The sequence below is a fragment of the Shewanella maritima genome (assembly GCF_043643735.1).
Taxonomy (GTDB): Bacteria; Pseudomonadota; Gammaproteobacteria; order Enterobacterales; family Shewanellaceae; genus Shewanella; species Shewanella maritima_A.
This window is the reverse complement of record NZ_JBHZSM010000015.1, coordinates 42,261-56,139: the sequence shown is the minus strand read 5'-3', so window position 1 is coordinate 56,139 and position 13,879 is coordinate 42,261. Positions and strand designations below refer to the sequence as shown.

Genomic DNA, 13,879 nt, shown 5'->3' with positions numbered 1-13,879 from the left:
TTCTCAAGAGAAAATGATAATGAATGAATATAGTCCTTTTTTTTCTGATGCTTATTGGTGGTTATCTTTAATTGGCGGTATACACTGCGTAGGTGTAGGTATCTATATCCGCTATATTTATCAAAGCCATAATAGAAGTCACAAATTATTAGCGGCCATCTTTGTGCTTATCGGTATCTATTTCTTTACGGGGTTAATCACCAAAGAGACCAGCCCTGTCCCTATTCACCTAGTGCTCACCTTATTTGTTCCCATTTATCTGTTATTAATGCCCTTATTGTATTTATATTGCAAAAACAGCTTAACGGGGCAATCGAAAAATAATTATTGGAAACACTTTGCACCAGCATTAATTTCTGCATTTACGGTGAGTACGGCGGTATTATTGCGAGTAGGTTTTGATCCACATATTCATTTAGAACCGATAAATTCTCTTAAACAACTCAGCCATATAAATGTACTGGCTATCATTTTCCCGCTGCTATTAATCGCTCAAGCGCTAGTGTATTTTAGTTTATTGTTTTCCATGTTTAGCCAATATCGCAAACGTTTTTCAGTACTAGACCAAACCACTATCAAGGATATTCGTTTTAGATGGTTAGTGTTACTTACAGTCGGCATTTTATTTAATTGGATCACTCGGTTAGCATTAGTAGCAATACCGTTTTATGTCGGCGATTACTTCACTACACTTAACCAAGCCATTGCCCGCCTGAGCATGTTGATTACTGTATATGTGTTTGCTTTTTATGGATTAACTCAAATCACCCGCATGGCTTACCTCAGAGGTAACCTTGCTTCCGACTCAAATAGCCCCGTTAAAGCATCAGCACAATTACTCAACGCTGAGGAAATGCAATATTTGCAAGGTGTTATAAAGGACGATGAGAAAAGTACTTGAAAAAAAATTAGAAAATGCCAAAGTGATGCAAATCTGTAAAATCTTATAACCCACAATGCAGCACTCAAATGAGGTTACCATGACACGTATATTATCCACTATGCTCAGTATTGCTATTTTATCTTTAGTAGCAGTGAGCTCATCTGTTTTTGCTGATAACTCAAGCTACTCAGAAGCGATTACCAACTTCAAGAAAGCACCTGAAACCCGTGAGTTTTTTAACAATGCTTATGGCTATGCAATTTTTCCTACAGTGGGTAAAGGTGGTTTTGGTATCGGGGCAGCTTATGGTAAAGGCCGTGTTTATCGTGGCGGTGCACACACAGGTAATTCTTCACTCTCTCAAATATCTATTGGATTCCAACTAGGCGGTCAAGCCTACAGCGAAATCATCTTCTTCCAAACTGCCAAGGCGTACAATAGCTTCACCAGTGGTAGTTTTGAATTTAGTGCTCAAGCATCAGCAGTGGCCATTAATGTTGGTGCCAGTGCCCAAGCCGGTACAACTGGTAACTCTGCTGGTGCTGGTCAAGGTGGCAGTAATCATTCTGCAGCAGCAAGCTATGTGAATGGTATGGCTATTTTCACCGCAGCAAAAGGCGGATTAATGTATGAAGCAGCACTGGCTGGTCAGTCATTTACTTTTGATGCTAAGTAACTAAGCAACCCAAAAAAGGCTTCTTGCATCTTGCTGAAGCCTTGTTGATTTTTTAATATTTAGTGAGCGATCGGTAACCATAAACTTACGCTTAAACCACCTTGTTCACGGTTTTTCATGCTCATATGGCCACCATGAGCTTCTACTATCTCGCGGCACAAAGGCAAGCCTATACCTGTCCCTGATTGCTTGGTGGAGTAAAACGGTAACAAGGCTTGGGCTAATACCTCACTCGGCATCCCTGAGCCAGCATCATCAAGAGTAATCAACACCCCTTGCATTGGCTGCGAAAGGTAACGAATATCTAACGTAATTTCATCTGGGCTTGAACCAGATTCATGGGCATTTTTAAGTAGGTTAATCAAGACCTGCTCAAGCTGCACACTATCTAACAACACCTGCTGATACACGTTAGCGTTTTGTCCTACTTGAGACTGATGCATATTCTCTTCAGAGTGAGACTCGAACATCTGAGTCTCTAAAAGCTCAGGCACAATAGGTCTTAATAAACGAAAACGATATTGCTGTTGCAGCTGTGCAACTAAGCCAGCCCAATCCACTACCTTTCTATCTGGCAGCGGCAACTTAGCAAACTGGGCATAGTGGGAAATAAACTGACTCAGGTGAGAAGTGCGACTTTCGATAGTATCAAATATTAACTCCAACTTACTGTTTTGCTGATCTTTAGTCAGCAGACGCCCTGAATTGACCATAGACGCGATGGGCGCCACCGAGTTGTTAAGTTCATGGCTGATAATGCGGATAACCTTTTTCCACACTGCTACTTCCTGCCGATTTAGCTCCTTAGTAAGTTGTTTAAGTAGAATAAGGTGATGTTGCTGGTTATTCTGATTAAAGCTACCACGGGAGATATGCCAGCGCTCAAGCTCAGCTTCATTTAGGCTTTCAGCGGCTGACGCTTCATCTGCGTCAGCATCGTCTCCATGAACCGCAAACAAGCCCTCTTGCTCGCTCGCCAATGCCTGACGCAACCCTTGAGGTAATTCGACTACTAACTCGGTTAACGCCATTCCCTCAATACGTACGCCTTTATTGAATAAATGCCTCGCGGCATCATTGGCGTACAAAATCCGCTGATGATCATCCACCAGCATCATTACATTAGGCGAGTTTTGAATGACTTTATCCAGCATTAATTCACGCTGATAAATATATTGCCGCTCATCGCGCATCTTAGCGGCAGCATGATTATAAAGCTCGGCAATAGCATCAAGCTGCGGCTCGCCGTAGGTGTGCAATGCCGCGCTAAATTCGTTGTCTTTAAGGTTAAGTAAACCGATCTCTAGTGATTGCAAACTGGCATCAAGTTTACGGGTAAGCCACATGACTAATAAAAAGCACACCCCAAGCCCAAGCAACGCGGCAGAAATAACTGAATCAAGCGCAAGATAATGCCAACATAACCACACAACTGTACCCGCAATCGCACAGCTGAGCAAACTAGCCAATACCAGTTTATATCTGAGGCTAAGCAAGCCTCGGGATGTCATTTTTTGAATTGATTTTGCCACTGGTTTATCGGTTGTCGCGCTCATTGTGATCACTTATTTTTTACTAGAAAGGCCGTACTTCTCCATACGGCGATACAAAGCCTGACGGCTCAAACCGAGTGATTTTGCCACTCGTGCGATCACGCCATTATGCTCAGTTAGCGCTGCTTCAATATCACTCTTACTCGGCTCAGGACTATTCACTTTACTAAGCTCAAGGCTGACTTTTTCTGGTTCACTGATATTGTTGCTTACCGCTGAGTTAGAGTTAACTGATTGAGCTATATCCAGCTGTGAAGCTTGTGCCGGCTGAGCAATTTGAGCTAGATGCGGTTCAGGCCGAGACTCAAAACGCTCAATCCCTAAATCGGCAACACCAATAAGTTCAGATTGAGCTAGCAATACTGCACGCTTACAAACATTCTCAAGCTCACGTACATTGCCCGACCAGGCATGAGCAAGCATCGCTTGCTGCGCTTGTTTATCGAAGCGATAACCTTGGCCGACAAAGTGCTGAGCCAGCGGCAAAATATCATCCACACGCTGATTTAATGGTGCTAGCGCTAACTCAATCACATTAAGGCGATAAAACAAATCCTCGCGGAAACTGCCGTTACTGATATCCTCCGCAAGATCAGCGTTTGTTGCGCTAATCACTCGCACCTTTACTTTGCGCGTTTGATGACTACCTAAGCGTTCGAATTCACCCGTTTGCAACACTCTTAATAGTTTAATCTGCCCAGATAACGGTAAATTACCAATTTCATCAAGAAACAAGGTGCCGCCATCAGCCGCTTCAAAGCGACCAATCCGAGCTTTAGTCGCGCCTGTAAATGCGCCAGCTTCAGCGCCAAATAACTCAGCCTCGAGTAAATCGATTGGCAAAGCGCCAATGTTAACCTTAATAAAAGGTTTGTTATGCAGCAGCGAATTTGCCTGAATAATGTCGGCGAGCTTATCTTTACCCGCGCCATTAGGCCCAGTGATCATCACTGACACATCAGACTTTGCAACTTGCAGAGCTAAATCAATTGAGCGTTGCATGGCGCCACTACCAAAAACAATGCCGCATAAATTAGCCTGGCTTATCGCCTGCATGCGTTCTGAATCGACTCGACTCAGCTGCTGATTTTGTTTAGCAAGATGATATATCGACAGCAGATTATTAATGCTAGTGAGTAGCTTAGCGTCATCCCAAGGCTTACCCATATAGTCAGCCGCGCCAGCTTTTACTAGTTCAACCGCGGTTTCTAATTGGGTCCAGGCAGTCATTAAAATAATTGGCAACTGAGCTTGTTGCTCACGCAAGGAATAGAACAAGCGCTTACCTTCCTCGCCAGAGGTGGTGTCACGGCTAAAATTCATGTCCTGAATAACCAAACTAATATCCTGCTCGGCAACCAGCTTTATCGCATCCTCTGGAGTATGACAAACTAGCGTTTTATAGCCGTGGATTTCCAGCATAAGAGAAAGCGCGCTGCAAATAGCCTGATTGTCATCGACGATTAAAATGCTATCCATAAAAAACCGTTAAATATCCTTGTGTTGCTTAAGCTAGTTACATTTGACAGGCTCATTTTGCCTTAGGTGTTACTTGTTTAAAACTTCTGCAGCCGTGTAGTCAACTGGTGGCCCTGCTACTTAGTCCTGCTAAGCTACCTTATTTATTAGCGATTTTCGAGTTTGCCATTGATTGCACTCACAATGGCTATACCGTTCTGGTTGCTGTGGCAGGCGCGATATTAGCCGCCCTAAAGGCTGGGAAGATAACCGCGAACGTTGTGACTAATAACAATCCAGCCACTGCGGCAATTGGGTACATATTAGGTAGCATAGGCAACGAGTATAGCTTCATTAACTGCTCTCCAAGCTGCAGCGCTAGCAAACCTCCAATGACACCGCCAACGATACAAATCAGGTAGTTCTCCACCATAAAGTGCTTAATGATATCTATTTTGCTTGCACCTAGCGCACGGCGAGTACCAATTTGCTTAGTGCGGCGCTGAATATTAAACATCACCATACCGGTTAAACCTAAAGCAGTGATCAACAGCAGTAGCACCACCATGGTACTTAATAGCCACGCCATTAAACGGTGATTATTATAGGTGCGCTGTTTGATATCACTTAAGGTGTGGAACTCGTTAATCACTCGATTTGGGTTTTCGGCAAGTAGTGTTTCGGTTACCTGCTGTTCAAAATCTTCCATATGCTCAGGCAATAAACGTACTGCATAGGTTTTGTTTTGCGAGCTGCCACCAAAGTCGATGTTTTGAATTACGCTGTACTCAAAATGGCGGTGGTCAACCCAGGCACCTTGAAGTTGCTTGATAACGCCGATGATCTCAATGGTTTGGTCGCCTTGATACATGATTTTGCCAACTGGAGACTCATCTCCCCAAAACTCAGTTGCTAAAGCTTGTGACACCATGGCTTTCATGCCTGTGTCATCCAGACGAGTATTAATCTCATCAGGGCGGAAGTTACGCCCATCGGCTAACTCTGCGCCAAATACATCAAGTAGGTGCTGGTTGCCTAAATACAAGGCAAAACCAGGCATGCTTTTGGCGGTATCTGGATTAGGGCCGTCTACGTAGCGGTCCATCCAACCGCTGCCACTAACAGGCATCATATTGGTTGAACTTACGGCCATCACATTTGGCAAGCTTCGAATGATTTGTTGGTCAATGACATTTTGCTGCACATGGTCAATTGTTGGCTCAAAGCTATACACATTAAAGCGTACAATTTGCTCCTCAACCACGCCTGAATCGCGCGCCATTAACGATAGGCGCTCGTGGATAATAAAGCTAGCATTGGCAACAATCGCTACCGACAAAATAATCTGTAATAACAGCAGTATTGGGCCGCTTTTACTACGTGACAGGCTAGAAATGATAGGTTTAATATGTAACATGATTTGGTCCTTGCAAAATAGGCTATTGCGCTTTTAAGTACACGCTCGGTTTCGTTCTACATATCACCCAGGCTGGATATACGCCCGCAAGCACGGCTGTCGAAATAGCGATAGCTGGCGTGATGATCCACATACTGGCATCAAGGCCGGTTACCGCTGCATCCATGCCAAACTCACCATGTAAGATTGATAGTGCTCCCCACGCCCAAAGCAGGCCAACAACACCACCAATAAAGCCAATCACGCCCACTTCAACCATATATTGGGCGAATATTTGCCCTTGGCTGGCACCAATGGCTCGGCGTACCCCTACTTCTGGTGCGCGTTTTAGGAATTTGGTTAGCAGTAGTCCAAGAATGTTCACCAGACACACACTTAAAAACAGAGCGCTTAGCCCAACCAAAATCTTGCTGTCACGGGGAACAACATTGTTATCCTCTAACCACTTTTCTACATCGCTTATTTGCGCTAATTCAGTCACTTGCTTAGCGGTGTCGGTATAACGCCCCATTTGTCTTTGCTCGGTGACATATTGAGTTAACCATTGTTGCACTTGCGCTTTATTTTCTTCAGTCTCTAAAAATGTCCAAAATTGAATCCACACCTTTTCAGAGTTGAGCCTGTCTTGATGGTTGAGCATTGGCTCAAACTTCCAACCACTGGTGTTGCCCCAAACATCAAATTCTTGCTCTGCGACTAACGAAAATGGAATAAAGATTTGTTCGGCATCATTAAAAGGACCATTAAGTGGGTCAAAATACTTAGGCTGCGGGTTCCACTCTTTAATCACCCCTGCAATTTGAAACGGCTTACGGTCTAAAAACACCGTTTGTCCAACACTATTAGCACCATTAAAGAAAGTTTGATTAAGCTGCTCACTAATAACGACTTGATAGCCGCCCTGCACGTCCACTTCTGTTGCCCATTTATCACCGTATAAAAACTCCACCTCAAAGATGTCGAAAAAGTCGCGGTCTGTCATGCGCACGCTGTTAAGTTCAGGTTTGATATCTGTGTTTTCCGACTGGATGGCTAAACCTGTACGAAACGATGCTGCCTTTAATTGAATGTCCTGGTTATTACGCAGATTCATAGCATCGGTATAGGTGATGTTTGAACTGAACTCATCCCAGGTATCAAGCCCTTGAGTCCAAAGCTGAATCGAGTTGATTTGTTCACTACGATCGCCCGCAGGGTTATAAGACATGGTCTTGTACACGTTAAGCGTGGTGATGGTAATGCCGATACCAATCGAGATAGCAAGCACCATTAGCAGCGACAATATCGGTGTTTTCTTAATGCTGCGCCAAGCAAGATCACAATAATAAATAAACATAATGACCTCCGCTTACTGACCGCTATTGGCGACTTGTTGCAGCTCTTGCATCATCTGCTGCGGCTTTTGGTACTGAGTAAAATCACACACCTGACCGTCGACAATTTGAATATTACGCTGCGCGCGGCGGGCAAGCTCAACGTCGTGAGTCACCATAATGATGGTAGTGCCAGACTGATTAATATCTTCAAGCAGCTCCATCACCTGACGCGCCATTAAGCTATCTAAATTACCGGTTGGCTCATCGGCAAGTAGGAATCTAGGCTCACCTGCAAGTGCACGCGCAATGGCAACGCGTTGCTGCTGACCACCAGAAAGCTGAGTTGGTAGGTGCTTCATTCTCGATGCTAGCCCCACCTTCTCTAGTGCTTCCGTCACGCGGCGTTGGCGCTCTTTGGCATTGATGCCGCGATAACGCAGTGGCACTTCAACGTTTTCAGCCAAATTTAGATCTGGAATTAGGTTAAAGCCCTGAAAGATAAAGCCAATCTTTTCATTGCGTACTTTGGCGCTATGGTTATCTGATAGGTTCGATACATTGACGCCATCAAGTAAATACTCGCCTGAGCTAAAGCCCTCTAGTAAGCCTGCAATGTTCAAAAACGTGGTTTTACCCGAGCCTGACGGGCCGGTTACCGCCACAAACTCACCTTCATTGACCTGCAAACTAAAGTCTCGCAGCGCATGGGTCTCCACTAAATCCGTTTTAAATACCTTGCTGATGTTGGTCATGGTTAACATGGTGATGTCCTTGTAATCTAATTCTGTTGTTTGTTTTGTTTTCCTGTGACGCTACGTCTAAAGTCACAGTAAATAGCTAATGTGTTGTTAAATTCGCTGATGCATTACCAATTGGGATAAATTAGTGATCAGAGGTTACGTAAGAAATATCGATTAGAACAAGGTGAAAATTGCAGTTAGATAGTTGTTCTAACTACAAAATTTCTAACGAAGTCATAAGCGATTTTAACCAGTAAAAATGATCACATACTTGTGCTAATTGGTATGAAACAGCCAATCCAAAATCAACCGCGTAAGCTCCGCTGCATTAACCTGCAAAGCCTCGCTTGAAATACTAATAATTGGTGTATTTGGCACTGCTGGCATATGCATTGAAGTGGTGAATTGCCCTGTGGCATCAATAAGCTGAAAGCTCACCAGTAACCAGTCGATGCCTTGCTCTAATCGATAACTGATAGCCAACGCCAGTAAAGCAAGGGCGATAAAACCTAATAACTGTTTTGATTTGCTTGCCTGTCTGCTAATTTGTTTCATCTCTGACTCCACTTCCTTGAATCTTTGTTTTATTGATAGTGTACTAGCGCAGTTGAATTTGTTTATCGCGACCAAACTCTTCAGTACCTGATACCACCCAAACATCGCCTTCATTGGCACCTGCAATGACTTCAACATGGCTCATGCTGCGAGCGCCCAGAGTCACATCGGCTAGTGAAGCAACATCATCATTAACCACAAAGGCACTTGCGCCGCCATGATTTAAAAAATCGCCGCGCTTTACCATCAGCACATCAGGGCGATGCTCTAGCAATACACGGGCAGATAGTCGCTGGTTTTGTCTAAGCGATAATTCATCGGTTGGGATAAAGCGCACTCTGGCAACCACTTCACGATTGCGCACTTCAGGAGAAATAGATGCCAGCTGACCTATCACCTTGATATGACCCAAGCTCAGCTCAACATCCATGCCTATGCCTAGGTCGTCAGCGTAAGATTCAGGCACGGCTAACTCTGCTTCAAAGGCGCTTAAATCAACTACCGTCAGTAATGATTGACTAGCTCCAATACGCGCTTTTTGCTCTACTAACCAGTTACCAATAATGCCGTCAACAGGCGCTTTGATATTCAGGGCTTCAATTTGTCTTGCTAGCTCATTGACCACTAACGCTTGACGGTCGACTTCTAGAGCGCGGTTTTTTAACTCAAATGCCAAGGTATCGCGCATCAGCTCAACTTCTTGCAGCGCATGCTTATGAAGCAGCTTAGCTTTATGCAGATCATCTTTGCCTTTTTCAAAATCGATGCGGCTAATTAGGCTGGTTTCAATCAATTGATCGCCGCGGCGACTTTCACGATCGGCCGCTTCTAAATCCACTTTTGCCATATCGAGTACCTGGCTAACGCGCAGTTGCTCACGCCTTGCATCAAGCTTGGCGCGCTCTAAATCGCTTTCCATCGCGGCAAGTAACGATTTTTGCTGCTCAAAGTGGCTTTGTAGTTTAGGGCTGGCAATGGTGGCGACTACTTGCTGAGCACTGACAGTATCACCCGGCTGACTAAGTAGGGTTACCACGCCTTGCTCTGTGCTGTACAAAATCGGCGCATTTGCCGCAACAATTTTACCGGTCGCAGCAATATCACGAATCAAGGTGCCGCGACTCACAGTAGCAAAACGTAATAGCTCACTGTCTACCGAGCGTATGCTGGTATCACGGTCGAAACTGGCAAAACCAAGGGCGCTAACCAGTAATAAAGCGCCACCAGCAATTAAAGGCAGGCGGAATTTATGGCTGAGCTTTTGCCCTAGCGTAGGTGCGATAACGGTATCTTGTGCACTGGTATCTTTAATCATCTGTCGTCCTTAACCCCAATCGAGCTGTCCGCAACAATATTCAATGACTAGATACAGCACAGAGTATGCCAAAAAACATAAAAACTTATATAACATGCACTTAGAGTTTAACAGGCAAATAGAAAGTGTCCGCGGACACTAAATAATCTTATGAGCGGACACAAAAAAGTGTCCGGTGGACACTTACTTGTTCAACTCTCTCATTGAAAATGAGCTACTATGCTAGATGCCGTTTTATACTTATCTCACATCAAACTTAAGTCCCTATTCTTGCTGCTTTTATCTAGTCATCAGCTCGATGCCGATCAAAGCCTAGTATCATTTATCCACTGTCCACCATAAGCTATCGCATTCGATTTTTACGCGGTATCGCTCTTAACCTTAAGCAAAGATCCTTCTTCATCAGCAATGCGTAACTTGTGACATCGCCTTTGACCTAAAGCAAACGGACTTCATATCAAAATGACGACAATCAACAGTGAATTAACCATTCAAGTTATCCGCATTCCCAACTCAGATCAGTTGATATGAGTCATCGATGACTTTGTTAACGACTTTGACTCACTGCTTCACTGTAGCCGCACTAAAGCTTATTTTAATCAAGCTGGAGCTGACGGTACTTTATTTCCTGGTGTGCGAGATGAAATGCCAACACCTTATTATCAATGCTTATCTGCTTTGATTGAGCGAATTGCACCTCACCCACACGGTCAGCTATTCAGTCAGCATTCCATTGCCAAATGTTGGCTATCAAAAGTCACCCTTGAGCCAGAACAACTCAATGCATTTCAAACCATGCCTCACTATGACTCACTTGCCGCCCATGATATGGCAGCAGTTCATTACTTGAGTGGCGAACACCTAGGCGGCACTCACTTCTACCGATATAAGAAAGCAAACAAGCTTCAATTTACTAAGCAGGATGAAGCACTGATTATGCAAATGGTGCAGGAGGTTAAGCAGTCAGCTAAGGAACGCCAAGGCTATATGAATGAATCAGATAACATATTTGAAAATGTGTTCAGCATTGAAGCTAAACCCAATCGAATTGTGATTTACTCAGGCAATATATCGCACAGCGCTAACATCACTGACCAGGTAGATTTCGATAAACGCGCCCAACATAATCGCACATCTATTAATTCATTTTTTAGCTTAAATTAAAGCATTTATCATAAAAAAGCACAGTAATAATACTGTGCTTCATGATGGTTAAATGTCGCTGCAAGCATAAGCAGACATAAGCCTGACTTTTCTTTCAATCACTTAGCTTAAAAATATAAGCATATCCTGACATAAAATATAACCATAAGCTGACAAATTTGAACTCAGGCATTTAAATGAAAACTGCTGAATGTTCTTTTATTACACATAACACAACCACCCATTATTAAAATTTAAGATACTTCATTTCATATCGAAGTGTCAGCCATCTCTAACCTCATACTCCATCTGACAATAAACCAAGTTTATGAATTAGTTTGAGTCAAAAACGACCTACTTTCTTTTTTTCAGGCGCGCTGAAACTGCAAACTAAAAGTCCGCAATACAGTTTCTAAGTATTTGGGGTTGTCTCTAGGTTGCTAACCAGCGCTGGCAACTAGAAATGCCCTGCCGCCGCTTCCTGTCTGTATGCTCGCAGTACTGAGTAAGAGCAGGTAAATTGCCGACCGCATCTTTGAATAAGGCTTCAAACTCTGTGCTTATTTTTAACCAATTTTCTTCTGGAATATTGAGTCTGTCGAGGATGTGTAACGTACTACTGTTAATCGCACCACGTTTATCTTCTCTCATCACCCGACCAGTGTCTTCAACTAGGCACAAGTAATCTTTGACGCTAAACATTAACCCATTTGGCATATTAGCTTTTTCATTGCCAACAAAGTCTAGTAGCTCGGTGGGTTGCTCACCTTTTAGTGCTGATTTGATGCGCCTTTGAATGCTGGTGAAATCTGATTTCTCAGGTGTGGCAGCCATGTTTGCTCTCACAGGGTTTAGGTCTACATAAGCCATACAAGCAAGTAAAGCAGCTTCATCGAGCAAAGCCTGAGACTTGAACCTTCCCTCCCAAAATCTCCCTGTACAGTTATCTTCTCTATTGGCTTTACGGGCAATGGGTTCGCATAAGGAGCGCATAAACCAACTAATATCGGTGAGTCGTTCTCGGTACTGTGTGATGCACTCTTTCACTGTTGTTAGCTCAAAGCTTTCAAGCTTATCGCCGTTAACGAACTTGCGAGTAAGTAAGGTGCCTTTAAAACCTTTGTGCCATTGCTCAAGGACTTGTTTGTTGCTCCAGTTTTTAGCTTTATCCGCATCGACTTTAAGCACAACATGAAGATGATTAGACATCACGGCATAGGCGCAAATATCAATGGCAAAGATGGTCGCTAGCTCTAGAATACGAGACTCAACCCATTCTCTGCGATGTTCATAGTCATCACCTGTAGATTTATCGAATCCACACAAAAACGCCTTACGTACCACACGTGATACACAGTGGTAGTAAGGCGTATCTTCTAAGCTCACCAACGTCCTTCTCGGCCTTGCCATCTTGAAATCCTTTTCAGTTAAAAAGCGAGTTCAATAAGCGTAGTTTAGTGTTTTGCGATATTCAATAACCATGGGTGGCCATATTATTTGTTTATATAACGACCCGTGACTAGGTGTGACCACAATCAGTTTTCAATGGCCAATGAAAATTCCGTTCAACAAGCAGTAGAAAAAAAACGAGGGCGACCAAAGCGGAACCCTATCGACTCCCTGCGCGCACAACTTTACCTTCATGTTGTATGCCTTGCCGCTGGCATTAAAGGGACAGGTTATCAACTCGAGCAACATTTCGAACCAGAAAAAATAATTCGAAGTGAAAGAGATAATACCGTTCAACGTGGGTGCAAGTGGGATCGTTATATCAGAGGTACTGTGACACCAAGTATTCAAACACAAAGATTAATAGAGGGTCGTTACCCTGGCACACAGCAGTTTCTAACCAACCCTCTATGGCTCGCAATGAAAGCAGGAGAGCAGACTGAGGAATACTGGCAATTATTTTATAACTGTTTGCGCCTCAGTCTTCAGAACAAGATGTTTCAGGGACAATCAAAAAATGAGTTGATATTTAAGAAAAAAAACTACCTCCTTAAAGCTCTTGATCCAATTGCTAGAGAGGGCGATACAGAAGCACTTGCAAGTCTTATTGCAATTCTAAGGAAGTACAAAAGTAAACGATTTACACTCGATTATCACTGCATTGAAGTTCGCGTTATTAACCTGATGTGGGACACCTTTTGTGAGGAACCATACTTCAACTTTAGGCATGCTATTTTTGAATACCTGCGAGAACATATCGTTCATAATGACAAACGGATAGAGTATATGCCTCAATCCCCATGGAACTTAACTTACACCCAAGTCGAAAACTCAGTGATGTCACTCAAAATCGTCACAAGTCTTGCCGCAAGCCTATTACTGTTTACAGATAGGAAAGAAATGCGAGAATTTTTGTATTGGCTCAGGAAAGGTAATGTTGAAGAAATCACTTTAGATCTCGCCGAAGCTCATCGTAACGGCTTTTTAAATGTAAAACAGTCTCTCAGAGGATTAAGCTGGTTGCTCTCGAAACTTAATTCAACTCGCCCCATGTCGAAACAAATAACTAACCCACTACGCCGTCACTTCTAAATCGCATTCAATTAGTCAACTAATCAACTAATCAACAAGGTAAACTACTCGATCTGAGTGTCAGCAGCTCAGGCAATGAAATTCCAGCAGAGGTGGGCAGCTCTCACCAGCACAAGCGGGCAGTTCAACCAGTGCCTACAAATGTAGGCACTGGCCTCAATGGCTCACACTGCTGGTGAACAGAGATCGGCTCTACTGGTGAACACGACTCGGGCCGCTGGGGTAAAAGTAAGCAGCAGACAGAAAAAAGCCCCGCCAATTATAGAATAGGCGAGACCTGTA

Annotated in this window: 12 protein-coding genes; 4 read left to right on the top strand and 8 right to left on the bottom strand. The window is 43.7% G+C overall.

Annotated elements, in window-relative coordinates; translation table 11 throughout:
• Positions 1-19 precede the first annotated feature (19 nt).
• Both ACHUGF_RS14990 and ACHUGF_RS14985 read left to right on the top strand, forming a co-directional pair.
• Positions 20-901, top strand: coding sequence for a hypothetical protein (locus ACHUGF_RS14990; RefSeq protein ID WP_394132411.1), 882 nt, complete (start codon positions 20-22; stop codon positions 899-901).
• Between the two features lie 79 nt (positions 902-980).
• Positions 981-1,559: a lipid-binding SYLF domain-containing protein gene (locus tag ACHUGF_RS14985; protein WP_394132410.1), complete on the top strand. Its 579-nt coding sequence runs from the start codon at positions 981-983 to the stop codon at positions 1,557-1,559.
• Between the two features lie 59 nt (positions 1,560-1,618).
• On the opposite strand, the gene ACHUGF_RS14980 is transcribed toward ACHUGF_RS14985, so the two are convergent.
• From ACHUGF_RS14980 to ACHUGF_RS14950, 7 genes are all read right to left on the bottom strand, one after another.
• A complete protein-coding gene (locus tag ACHUGF_RS14980; RefSeq protein WP_394132409.1) occupies positions 1,619-3,115 on the bottom strand; it encodes a sensor histidine kinase in 1,497 nt (498 codons plus the stop codon).
• Positions 3,116-3,124: 9 nt separating this feature from the next.
• Positions 3,125-4,591 (bottom strand): sigma-54-dependent transcriptional regulator, encoded by a 1,467-nt coding sequence (locus ACHUGF_RS14975; protein ID WP_394132408.1) that lies wholly within the window; start codon positions 4,589-4,591, stop codon positions 3,125-3,127.
• A gap of 187 nt (positions 4,592-4,778) precedes the next feature.
• On the bottom strand, positions 4,779-5,987 hold the full coding sequence (locus tag ACHUGF_RS14970; protein ID WP_394132406.1) for an ABC transporter permease: 1,209 nt from the start codon (positions 5,985-5,987) through the stop codon (positions 4,779-4,781).
• Between the two features lie 22 nt (positions 5,988-6,009).
• Positions 6,010-7,323, bottom strand: a complete 1,314-nt coding sequence (locus tag ACHUGF_RS14965; RefSeq protein ID WP_394132404.1) for an ABC transporter permease — start codon at positions 7,321-7,323, stop codon at positions 6,010-6,012.
• A gap of 12 nt (positions 7,324-7,335) precedes the next feature.
• The gene (locus ACHUGF_RS14960) at positions 7,336-8,064 is read right to left on the bottom strand and encodes an ABC transporter ATP-binding protein (RefSeq protein WP_130597985.1); all 729 of its coding nucleotides are present in this window, start codon (positions 8,062-8,064) and stop codon (positions 7,336-7,338) included.
• Positions 8,065-8,319: 255 nt separating this feature from the next.
• Positions 8,320-8,598, bottom strand: coding sequence for a hypothetical protein (locus ACHUGF_RS14955; protein WP_394132402.1), 279 nt, complete (start codon positions 8,596-8,598; stop codon positions 8,320-8,322).
• A 43-nt stretch (positions 8,599-8,641) separates the two neighbouring features.
• Positions 8,642-9,913 carry an efflux RND transporter periplasmic adaptor subunit gene (locus tag ACHUGF_RS14950; protein ID WP_394132401.1) on the bottom strand — a complete coding sequence of 424 codons (1,272 nt, stop codon included), beginning with the start codon at positions 9,911-9,913 and terminating at the stop codon, positions 8,642-8,644.
• 534 nt (positions 9,914-10,447) lie between these two features.
• Here ACHUGF_RS14950 and ACHUGF_RS14945 point away from each other — a divergent pair.
• On the top strand, positions 10,448-11,077 hold the full coding sequence (locus ACHUGF_RS14945; RefSeq protein ID WP_394132461.1) for a DUF6445 family protein: 630 nt from the start codon (positions 10,448-10,450) through the stop codon (positions 11,075-11,077).
• Positions 11,078-11,488: 411 nt separating this feature from the next.
• Here the strand turns inward: ACHUGF_RS14945 and ACHUGF_RS14940 are convergent, their stop codons facing one another.
• Positions 11,489-12,466 carry a transposase gene (locus ACHUGF_RS14940; RefSeq protein WP_394132399.1) on the bottom strand — a complete coding sequence of 326 codons (978 nt, stop codon included), beginning with the start codon at positions 12,464-12,466 and terminating at the stop codon, positions 11,489-11,491.
• 135 nt (positions 12,467-12,601) lie between these two features.
• On the opposite strand from ACHUGF_RS14940, the gene ACHUGF_RS14935 reads away from it, so the two are divergent.
• Complete coding sequence (locus tag ACHUGF_RS14935) at positions 12,602-13,597, top strand: hypothetical protein (RefSeq protein ID WP_394132397.1); 996 nt, start codon at positions 12,602-12,604, stop codon at positions 13,595-13,597.
• Positions 13,598-13,879 lie beyond the last annotated feature (282 nt).

Bases quoted from the DNA above. Each gene is read 5' to 3' on its own strand.
- ACHUGF_RS14935 (WP_394132397.1), top strand. From the start codon at position 12,602: ATGGCCAATGAAAATTCCGTTCAACAAGCAGTAGAAAAAAAACGAGGG.
- ACHUGF_RS14950 (WP_394132401.1), bottom strand. From the start codon at position 9,913: ATGATTAAAGATACCAGTGCACAAGATACCGTTATCGCACCTACGCTA.
- ACHUGF_RS14960 (WP_130597985.1), bottom strand. From the start codon at position 8,064: ATGTTAACCATGACCAACATCAGCAAGGTATTTAAAACGGATTTAGTG.
- ACHUGF_RS14965 (WP_394132404.1), bottom strand. From the start codon at position 7,323: ATGTTTATTTATTATTGTGATCTTGCTTGGCGCAGCATTAAGAAAACA.
- ACHUGF_RS14970 (WP_394132406.1), bottom strand. From the start codon at position 5,987: ATGTTACATATTAAACCTATCATTTCTAGCCTGTCACGTAGTAAAAGC.
- ACHUGF_RS14985 (WP_394132410.1), top strand. From the start codon at position 981: ATGACACGTATATTATCCACTATGCTCAGTATTGCTATTTTATCTTTA.
- ACHUGF_RS14980 (WP_394132409.1), bottom strand. From the start codon at position 3,115: ATGAGCGCGACAACCGATAAACCAGTGGCAAAATCAATTCAAAAAATG.
- ACHUGF_RS14975 (WP_394132408.1), bottom strand. From the start codon at position 4,591: ATGGATAGCATTTTAATCGTCGATGACAATCAGGCTATTTGCAGCGCG.
- ACHUGF_RS14955 (WP_394132402.1), bottom strand. From the start codon at position 8,598: ATGAAACAAATTAGCAGACAGGCAAGCAAATCAAAACAGTTATTAGGT.
- ACHUGF_RS14990 (WP_394132411.1), top strand. From the start codon at position 20: ATGAATGAATATAGTCCTTTTTTTTCTGATGCTTATTGGTGGTTATCT.
- ACHUGF_RS14940 (WP_394132399.1), bottom strand. From the start codon at position 12,466: ATGGCAAGGCCGAGAAGGACGTTGGTGAGCTTAGAAGATACGCCTTAC.